Here is an 8,692-nt window from a genome sequence, read left to right as displayed (position 1 = left end):
GGGAATCGGGGTGGCGGCGCAGCCCGGCAGCCAGCCCGGATCCGGGCAGGGGGCGTTCGGGCCGCTGGTCCAGGTGTTCGGCGCCTTGGCCTTGGCGGCGGTGCTGGCCGCGTTGGCCGGGCGGGCCTGGGACCGTCCCGCCGGCTCGGGCGCCGGCGCCCACTTCGGCGCCCGAGCCGGGTCCGATGTCGGGCATAGGACTCGCAATCCCTATACCGACAGCAAGGGACTCGGTTAGCGTTTTCGTGGCGCCGATTGTTCGGACGTCGTCCACCGTCTGTTCCTGAGGGAGACATCCGGTCATGATCACAGCCAGGCGTGCCGTGCGTGGAGTCCGCGTGGATGCTCTACGGCCGATCGGGGCCTCGCGCCCGGCCTGGGCCGATGCGGTGGGCGGGGATGGCGGCGTCGGCGGCACGCCGTCGGTCCTGGGCGACGGGGAGTTGGTGGAGCAGCTGGCGCGGGCGATCCACGACCGCTATCTGGAGCATGAGCTCGGTAAACGGCACGCGGCTGGATCGAGGCCCGGACTGCGGCCCTGGGCGGAGCTCTCCGAGGCGCTGCGGGAAGCCAACCGTGATCAGGCGGTTCATTACGAGACGGTGCTGCGTAACCGTGGCTGGGTGTGCACACCGGCCGAGCAGGACGTCGATCCGGCTGTCGATCCGTTTTCGCTGTCCGCCGCCGAGGTCGAGGAGCTCGCCCGGGCCGAGCACGACCGGTGGCGGCAGCACAAGGAGCGGCAGGGTTACTCCTACGGTCCGGTGCGCGAGGACCTCGGCCCGGACAAGCGTCACCCGTCGATGGTGGACTGGGAGGAGCTGACCGAAGAGGACCGTGATCGGGACCGCGACGCGATCCGGAACATGCCGGCCGTTCTGGCCCGGGCCGATCTGTGCATCACCCGGCGACCCGCGGCCGAGGCGGCTATCCGGTGAGCGGCTGACGGCCGCGACGATCGTCGGCGCATTGCCGCTGTCCGCCGATGACCCCGAAGACCTCCGCAGCCTGAGCGCACCGGTCACCTTATTTTCGTGTCAGCCCCCTGGGTACCGTCCCGATCAACGGTCACCTGGTTTTCCCGCTAGCTCCGTGGAAAGCATGTTCGAGGCTGCTCGTCGCGCTCCGGCCTTCGCCTGATCGCCCCGGTTGTCGGTCGGGATCGGACCGGGACCCGGATCCGGGGGAGATGCCGCCAGGTCACGGCTGGCCGCGAACAGCAGGTCCTCGCCGGTCGCCGGGCGTAGCCGCAGGTCGGCGAGCGCGCCGACCCCGACTCCGGCCCGGGTCAGGGCGGTGCGTGCGGCGGTGGGGCCGGCGCCGTAGAGGAGCGCGATCATCTCCGGGCCGGTCGGATCCGGCCGGTACACCAGGTCCGTGCGGCGCAACGCCGGGCGGGAGGTGCCGACCGGCAGGGTGAAACGGGCGTGCGTGAGGTCATCGTCCCGGCGCCGGCGCTCCAGGCCCCGATCCGGTCCCCGACCCCGCTGCGGCGCGCGGCCTTGTTCTCCTGCTTCGGCCCGCTTCGCCGCCGGGTCGGCCAGTCGGTCGATCTCGGCGGTGACCACCCGGGCCAGCAGTTCGGCGCTGGCGTCCCAGGTGAACCCGGCCGCCCAGGCGCGGGCCGCCGCGCGCAGCTCGGCCGCCGCGGGCGGCTCGGCCAGTAGCCTTAGCGCCGCGTCGAGGGTCTTCTCCAGYGGCTCGCCCTCGTCGACCAGCCATCCCGTAGTCCCGTCCCGGACCGCGTCGCGCAGCCCCGGGACCCGGAACGCCACCGCGGGCACCCCGAGGGCAGCGGCCTCCAGGACCGACAGCCCCCAGCCCTCACCATGCGAGGGGTTGACTGTCAGCCAGGCCGAGGAAAGCAGCCGGTCGCGGGTGGCGGCATCGGTGTAGCCGTGCCAGCGCACGGCGTCACCGTCCCGGTCGGTCGTGCCTCCCGAGCCCGGAGCCGCCCCCGGGTCGGTAGTGGTCACCGCACCGGTAGTGGTCAGCCCGAGGGCGACCGCGCGGGCGGTCAGCCGTTCGCGGTCCGGGCCGTCGCCGACGATGTGGACGGTGAGCCCGGGATGCGCCCCGACCAGCGCGGGCAGCGCGTCGAGGAGCAGGTGGAGCCGCTTGTGCGGCACGAGCCGGCCGACGCACACGATGGTGGGTGCCGTCGCGGGGCCGCCATCCGAGCCTGCGGGCCCACCGCCAGCCGGGCCCGTGAACGTAGTGGCCCCGGCGGCCCCGGCGGCCCCGGCGGCCCCGGCGGCCCCGGCGGCCGAGGTGGTCACCCCGTTGGGGACCAGGAAGCGCGGGCCGGGCAGGCCGAGGATGTCACGGGCCTCGGCGCGGGTCGAGGGGGAGACGACCACCACCGGCCGGCGCCGGTAGACCCACCGGCTGCCCGGCGCCTCCAGCAGTTGCCCCACCCGGGCGACCGGCCCGGGGAAGTACAACGGAAACTGTTTCTGATGAACGTGGTGGAGCACCTGCACGACGGGGGTGCTCGCCGGCAGCACCAGGGGGCTGAAGAACGGGATCCCGTTCTGGCAGTCGACGACGGCGTCGACGCGGTGCCCGGCCCGGCCCAGGCTGGCCAGCCGGGCGAGCACCGATGGATAGACGCCGAAGGTACCGCCCCCGCGGCGCACCTCGACGCCGCCAACGGACTCGGCGACGGGCGGACCAGGGCGTTCACCTTCCGTGGCCCGCGAGGTCAGCAGGGTGACCCGGGCACCGGCCGCGGCGAACCGCTCGGCGATCGACTGGCAGAACAACTCCGCCCCGCCGGCCTGCGGATGCTCCCGGTCCCGCCAGTTGAGGAACACCACGTGCCGGCCGGCGAGGGTGGGCAGGTACCGGCGCTCCCGGGACCCTCCGAGGTGTGTCGATCCTCCCGGGGGCGTCACGCTGGGACTTCCCGTCACCGGTGGCATTCCTTCCATTTCGTTCCGCTCRCCAGGGCTTACCATGTTCGTCTGCAAGGTTCGCCTGCAACCTACCGATGTCGGAAAATCGTCGACCACCTACCATGGCCGGTGTTCCGCTGTGGGTGATTTCGACGTGTCCCGTTCCCGGTGGGGAGACTGATGGCGAAGYCCTCGCGTGAGGCTGTGACGGGCCTGCTGGCCGGTCCGGCAGCACTGGCCGTCGCCGGCATGCTCGTCAACGGGTGCAACCTGCTGATGAACCTGATCGTCGCCCGGTCGCTGGACCCGGACTCCTACGGCGCCGTGTCGGTGCAGGTCAGCATCTTCCTGATCCTCTCGGTCGCGGGTAACGCGCTGCTGATCGCCGTGGTGCAGCACGAGACGTCCGGCCCGGGGGGCACCCGGCGCGAGCAGTGGTCCTGGATCCGGCGGCTGCGGGGCGCCTGCGGCGTCGGCATCGCGATCTCCGCGATCGTCGCGGTGGTGCTGTGCCGGCCGGTGGCCGCGCTGATGTCCTATCCGCATCCGCTCGCGATCGCCGAGGCGACCATCGGTGCCGCGCTGTGGACGCTGCTGTGCGTCGAACGCGGCCTGCTGCAGGCCAGGGGGGCCTATCCGCGTCTCGCCGTCAACTTCGTGGTCGAGGGCTTCGTCCGGATCGGCCTGGTGATCGTGCTCGTGCTGGGCGGGCTCGGGGTGAACGGCGCGGGCCTGGGCATCGTGCTCGGCGTCGTCGTCGGCGCCGAGCACGCCCGGTGGGCCGTCACGCGCACCCCGCGGCTGCCGCGCCCGCCCGCGTCCCAGCGCGGGGCGCCCGTGTCCCAGCGCGGGGCGCCCGTGCTGCCTGACGACGGCACACCGCCGGCCACCGGGCCGATTCCGCTGCCGATCCCGGCGCCACGCGCCAGCGCCCGGCAGAGCGTCATTGCCGACACCACCGTCGCCCTCGGCGCGCTGATCCCCCTCGCCCTGCTGCAGAACATGGACGTCGTCATCGTCGGCTGGCTGGGCTCCTCCGGGGTCGGCGGCTACGCGGCGATCTCGACGGCCTGCAAGGTACCGGTCTTCATCGGGCTGGCGGTCGCGAACTTCCTGCTGCCCGAGGCGGCACGACGGCGCAAGGAGGGACGCCCCGCCGGGGGCACGTTGGTCGTGGCGCTGGTCTTCGTCGTCGCTCCCGGGCTCTTCCTTGCCGGGCTCGGTCTGTTCGCGGCGAAGTGGTTGATCGGACTCGTCTTCGGGGCGCATCTCACCGCCGCCGCCTCCGCGCTGTCGGTGCTCGCGCTGAGCATGACCCTGCTGGCCGTCACCCTGATGTTCACCACGTACCTGCTCGGCGCCGGGGTGCGCCGGGTCGTCGGCGTGCTCGCCGTCGCCACGGTGGCGACGGCTGGGGCGCTTGTCTCGGCCGGCGGCGGATCGATGGCCACGGCCACCGCCGCGCTCGCCGCCGAGTCGGTGACCGCACTCGCGGTCGGCCTGCTCGTGGTCCAGCTGCATCACGCCGACCGCCGGGTGGCGCGGGTCGCCGAGACGCACCGGCGGCCGGCGGGGGATATGGGGCTACCCAACCCCCAACCCGGCGAGGGGGTCCCGGCCCGGGTGTGAGGAGCTCCTCTGCCCGACGAGTCCCAGCCCACCCCGCGCGGAGAGGCCACCGCTGATGCCAGCCCAGACCCGTCCGAACGCGGACGGCGGTGAGCCCGGTTCTCCCGTTTCTCCCGGGTCGTCGGGGTCGGTGCGTTCGCCGCTCGCCGTCACTCGCCGCCGCCTGCTTGCGACGGCCGTGGGCCTCGGCGCGACATCCGCCGGTGCCCTCGTCGCCGCGCGCCTGCTCTCCTCGTCCTCGGGTCCGACATCCTCCGGTGACCTGCCGCTGAGCCGACCCTCGGCACCAGTCGGCGGGGTCACCGTGGGGCCGTCGATGCCGGCCGGGGCGGTGGCGGGCCTGCCCGGGAATCTGCTGACCATTTACGGCGCACCCGGCACCTTCGGAAACCTCGACGACCGGTCGGCCATCGAGATTGCCGGGGTGCCGGGCTGGGGCTTCGGCCCCGGTCAGGCCGCCTTTCTGTCCGCGGTCGCCGCGGACGGCACCGTCTTCCTCGCGACGACTCCGTTCACCGACGACCAGGCGAAACTGACCGGCACGGGCATGGAGATAGAGATCTTCGAGCCGGCCGCCGAACGGTTCACCCGCCTGGTGATCCCCTCAACGAAGGGCCGGACAAGCCTGCCCCGGGCCGACCCGAACTACCATGGTGTGGGCGGCGGGGACATCTCGGACGTGATCGTCGTGCCCGGTCCGGACGGCACCGAGCGGGTGGTCTTCGTCTCGCTGATGCCCTTCTTCGGCTGGAACACCTCCATCGATGGCGAGTTGCCGAGCATCGGTCAGCTCCGGCGGGATTCCCCGGGCGGACGGTGGGCCTACGACCGGACGGCGTCCAGGACGGCGGCCCAGCTCGCCGGGACCGCCCCGCCGCACGTGGCGGCGCTGGCCTTCCCGGTGCTCGCGCCGCTGGAGCCGCGCTCACCGCGCGGGCCGTCCTCGATCGCCCGGCTGCCCCGCAGCGGGCACCTGGTCATCGCCCAGTACCTGGGGACCGGGGTCGGCGGCACCGACAACGGCGCCCTGCTCGTCGTCGACCTTGCCGGCCGGGTGCGGGCGCACTGGCAGTACCCGCAGGTCCGCCCGCTGGGCCTCGAACTGGTCGTGAACCCGCGGGAGGTCGTCGCCGATCCCACCAGCGAACCCGATGACGAACGGTTCGTGCTGATCAGCGACGTGCGYGGGCTGGACTTCCGGGCCCAGCCCTTCCCCGTGCAGGAGTTCTCCTACTCGGCGTCGCGGGGCACCATCAGCCCGAAGAGCACGGCGGTGCGCGCCGTTCAGGACGGCTCCCGGATGGAGTCGGCCGTGTTCGGCGCGGACGGCACCCTGTATGTGGCCCGCACCAAGGCCGACGGGCTGCGGGCGGAGACCCTCGCCGTCTACCCGAAGATCGATGGGGAGCGCGGCCTGGTGACCCGGGCCCCCGCCACGGGCAACTGGCCGGTCGACACCTGGGGCATCGCCAACCGCCCCGACTACCTGGTCGCGGGCACCGACCGGGGTGGGCTGGTGCGCAGCATCACCCTCGATCCGGCCACCGGCGCGGTGCTGCTCGCCGGGCTCGACGGCCTGGTGCAGGTCGTGCGGCCGGCGGGGCGCGGCACGCGGATGACCTTCCGCACCGACCGGCCGATCGACGTGGGGCTGAGCAGGCTGCGGGGCCCCGCGACCCGGTATGTCGGGGTGCGCCGCGGCGCGGTCGACGCCCGCCGTCRCAGCCTGTGGCTCCCGGTGAACCAGCTGCTGCTCGACGGCCTGCCCTGGCCGTACCCCCCGTTCAAGCTCGATCAGTGGTTGCTGCGCGTCAACCTGGATGTGCTGCTCGGTGACGGGTAGGTGACGGGCGGCCAGCGGGGGCCAGCGGGGGCCAGCGGCGTTCGGCGGGGCCTGCGGCGGCCGGCGATGCTTAGCCCCCGCCGGCGGCGGCGTGTAGCGGCAGCGCGAGCAGGTAGGGGTCGACGTGGGTGCCGAGGAAGCCGAGATGGCGGTAGAACGCCCGGCCGGGTTGCCGTATCGCGTGGGCGAGCAGGAGCGGCACTCCGACCATGCGATGGACGGTCAGCGACCGCATCACGGCGTCCCGCACGAGTTGGGCGCCRAGCCCGCGGCCCTGKYMSMGGRCMYSGACCGSSWSMCSYYCMACRRMSRTSRCSRSMWSSKSKWCGGYKGRCYGSSSCRMCMMSCSSYSKRAMMCSRGSAKSMSYKSMMGRSMMRCRSKKKCSWGRYMGTMGWMGSYRSCSRKMYSGSYRSCKWCKACKRYCWSGMMMSYGYKKSYCKKSMRSKSMTSCYSGKKTYMSRSSGSKKGKYGSSSCRGYCMRCCGWMSMSSWKSYSGYSAYSKYYGTKGRRSGKSWSSCGGTCSRKGYCCKSKRMCAGGGCCGCGGGCTTGGCGAGGGGCACTGCGTAGGATCCTTTCTTGGGGCCGCGTCGGACCGCGTCGGGATCGCCGGTCGACTGGTCGGCCGATCGGGAGGCGGGCAGAGGTGGCGGGGTACTCCGGCTACTCCTGCTGCTCCGAGCCCGGTTCCTCGTCGAGGAGCCGGCGCAGCCGGGGGGAGTCCGGCGGCGGCGCGTCGAGCAGCGCCTCGAGCTTGCTCCAGTCGGCATCCGGGACGCGGAACAGGCGGCGGTCGGCGAGAACCTCTCGCGCGTATCGCTTCATGGCCTCGGCGGCGAAGTCCTCAAGGGACAGGCCCTCACCCTCCGCGGCCGAGCGGATGATCTCGGCTTCATCCTCGGGTAGCCGTACCGCGAGTCTGTCGTCCCTGGCGGTGCTCATGCTGGCAGTCTGCCCTCCGGGTCTTCGGACCCGTTTCCCCGGGTCTCGCTCGCCGACGTGGGTACCACATCCATCGCGGCCGTGTCGCCCGGATACTCGAAGGCCGGCCGGAGCGCGGATCCGGTCGGGTGCCCGGCATCTCTTCGTACCAGATCTTCGTACCAGAGAGGTCCTACGCCCGTGGTGCTTTCGCCTGTCCCCACCGTCCCGCTCGCGCACGGTGCCCGGATGCCCAGGCTCGGGCTCGGAACCTGGCCGCTGAACGACCGGGAGGTCCAGGGGGTGGTGGAACAGGCGCTCGGGCTGGGCTACCGATTGATTGACACCGCGCACAACTACGGCAACGAGAAGGGAGTGGGCGCCGGACTACGCGCCGCCGGCGTGCCCCGCGAGGAGCTGTTCGTCACCACGAAGTTCAACAAACGCTCGCACAGCGTCCGCGGCGTGCGCAGGGCCGCCGTGGAGAGTACCCGCCGGATGGGGCTGGACTACCTCGATCTGCTCCTCATCCACTGGCCGAACCCGTGGCGGGATCGGTACGTCGAGGCCTGGAAGGGGCTCGTCGAGCTGTTGAAGGACGGCCAGGTGCGCGCGATCGGGGTGTCGAACTTCAAGACGACCCACCTCGACCGGCTGCTGGCCCAGACCGGTGTCGCGCCGGACGTGAACCAGATCCAGCTCGATCCCCGACTCGGCCGGTCCGCGATCCGCGCCTACCACGCGGAGCAGGGGATCGTGACGGAGGCGTGGAGCCCGCTGGGCGCCGGCACCGGGCTGCTCGACGAACCCGTGATCACGCGGATCGCCGCCGCGCACGAGCGCACCCCCGCGCAGGTCGCCCTGCGCTGGCACATCGAGCTGGGCATCGTGGTGGTGCCGAAGTCGGCCAGCCCCAGGCGCATGGCAGAGAACATCGACGTCTTCGACTTCACGCTTTCCGCTGAGGAGATTGCCGCGATCTCCGGACTGGACCGGGGCGCCGCGGGGGAGGCGGACGCCCTCGACTCCGACGTGTTCGGGCACTGAGCTCCGGGAGTTCGGGGTCCCTGGGAGCTCGGGGCAATCCTCTCGTTTCGTATCATTCATGATACGTACGATGTAAGCCTGCCACGTCTTCACCGGAGGGCGTCGCCCGTAGGGGCTCGGAGCGGTCCGGCAGCCTTGGTGGAGGAATCGTGGGGCGAAAGGCGGCGCCGTCCGCTCCGGGCGGGCACTACCACCACCTGGACGCGTTGCGCGCCGTCTTCATGCTGGGCGGCGTCTTCGTGCATGCCTCGACGCTCGGTGACGACCCGTTCTTCCACGGGATCGCCTACGCCTCCGGCCTCTTCCGGATGGCGGACTTCTTCCTGATCTCCGGGTTCCTCTCCGCGATGCTCGTC

General features: G+C 72.7%; 6 protein-coding genes and 3 pseudogenes. 6 read left to right on the top strand and 3 right to left on the bottom strand.

Annotated features, from left to right (window positions below; all coding sequences use genetic code 11):
- A pseudogene (locus KBI5_RS06420) lies at positions 1-238 on the top strand (hypothetical protein); the annotation flags it as partial.
- A 100-nt stretch (positions 239-338) separates the two neighbouring features.
- Complete coding sequence (locus tag KBI5_RS06415) at positions 339-938, top strand: RyR domain-containing protein (protein WP_232234888.1); 600 nt, start codon at positions 339-341, stop codon at positions 936-938.
- A gap of 123 nt (positions 939-1,061) precedes the next feature.
- Here KBI5_RS06415 and KBI5_RS06410 read toward each other — a convergent pair whose 3' ends face one another.
- Entirely contained in the window at positions 1,062-2,897 is a 1,836-nt protein-coding gene (locus KBI5_RS06410) for a glycosyltransferase family 4 protein (protein WP_085014561.1), read from the bottom strand.
- A gap of 180 nt (positions 2,898-3,077) precedes the next feature.
- On the opposite strand from KBI5_RS06410, the gene KBI5_RS06405 reads away from it, so the two are divergent.
- Together KBI5_RS06405 and KBI5_RS06400 are read left to right on the top strand one after the other, a co-directional pair.
- Positions 3,078-4,526, top strand: a complete 1,449-nt coding sequence (locus tag KBI5_RS06405; protein ID WP_085014560.1) for a polysaccharide biosynthesis protein — start codon at positions 3,078-3,080, stop codon at positions 4,524-4,526.
- Positions 4,527-4,581: 55 nt separating this feature from the next.
- Entirely contained in the window at positions 4,582-6,369 is a 1,788-nt protein-coding gene (locus KBI5_RS06400) for a hypothetical protein (RefSeq protein ID WP_241882695.1), read from the top strand.
- 70 nt (positions 6,370-6,439) lie between these two features.
- Here the strand turns inward: KBI5_RS06400 and KBI5_RS06395 are convergent.
- Together KBI5_RS06395 and KBI5_RS06390 are read right to left on the bottom strand one after the other, a co-directional pair.
- Positions 6,440-6,646 (bottom strand): annotated as a pseudogene (locus tag KBI5_RS06395) (GNAT family N-acetyltransferase); the annotation flags it as partial.
- 385 nt (positions 6,647-7,031) lie between these two features.
- On the bottom strand, positions 7,032-7,310 hold the full coding sequence (locus KBI5_RS06390) for a DUF1778 domain-containing protein (RefSeq protein ID WP_011435617.1): 279 nt from the start codon (positions 7,308-7,310) through the stop codon (positions 7,032-7,034).
- Between the two features lie 180 nt (positions 7,311-7,490).
- Here KBI5_RS06390 and KBI5_RS06385 point away from each other — a divergent pair, with 180 nt between their 5' ends.
- Together KBI5_RS06385 and KBI5_RS06380 are read left to right on the top strand one after the other, a co-directional pair.
- Positions 7,491-8,336, top strand: a complete 846-nt coding sequence (locus tag KBI5_RS06385) for an aldo/keto reductase (protein ID WP_011435618.1) — start codon at positions 7,491-7,493, stop codon at positions 8,334-8,336.
- 149 nt (positions 8,337-8,485) lie between these two features.
- Positions 8,486-8,692 (top strand): annotated as a pseudogene (locus KBI5_RS06380) (glucan biosynthesis protein C); the annotation flags it as partial.

This window comes from Frankia sp. KB5 (assembly GCF_002099325.1).
Classification (GTDB): Bacteria; Actinomycetota; Actinomycetes; order Frankiales; family Frankiaceae; genus Frankia; species Frankia casuarinae.
The sequence above is the reverse complement of the archived record's forward strand: the minus strand, read 5'-3'. Positions and strand labels throughout refer to the sequence as shown.

What these genes read in the sequence shown, in the direction of transcription:
- KBI5_RS06390 (WP_011435617.1), bottom strand. Translation starts at nt 7,310, where the DNA reads ATGAGCACCGCCAGGGACGACAGACTCGCGGTACGGCTACCCGAGGAT.